1 protein-coding gene is annotated in these 469 nt (G+C 70.8%); it reads right to left on the bottom strand.

Annotated features, from left to right (window positions below; translation table 11 throughout):
* A partial coding sequence (locus SB753_RS34730) for a c-type cytochrome (protein WP_410804565.1) occupies positions 1 to 469 on the bottom strand: 469 nt, incomplete at both ends.

Raw genomic sequence — 469 nt, 5'->3', positions numbered from 1 at the left:
CCATGTAATCGACGGCGGCCTTCACATCAGCGTCCGACGCGCTCGATCCGCCTTTCGGCGGCATCGCGCCCTTGCCGTGCAGCGCGTAGTTGTAGACGGTTTCCATCGGCTCCTTCAGGCGCAGCGCCCAGGCGTCCTTGTCGCCGAATTTCGGCGCGTTCAGCACGCCCGCCGCGTGACAGGCCTGGCAGACCTGCTGATACAGCGCCTTGCCCGCCTGCGATGCGTCCGCGCTCTGCGTCGCGCCCGATGCGGGCGCCGCGCCTTGCGGCACATTGGCCATGGCGGCCATCGCGGCCGCCGCCTGGGTGCCTGCTGCATCGGAGGCACCGGCTGCGCCTGATGCCGCTTCGGCGCCCGAAGCCGCCGCTGCGCCAGAAGCGCCGGCCGGCCCTGCGGCTGGCTGACCCGGCATAGGCTTCGGCGGATCTGCGAACTTCGCGCCCGCGTTGTTCGCCATGTATGCGAC

This window comes from Paraburkholderia sp. SIMBA_053 (assembly GCF_046534895.1).
Lineage (GTDB): Bacteria > Pseudomonadota > Gammaproteobacteria > Burkholderiales > Burkholderiaceae > Paraburkholderia > Paraburkholderia caledonica.
The sequence above is the reverse complement of the archived record's forward strand: the minus strand, read 5'-3'. Positions and strand labels throughout refer to the sequence as shown.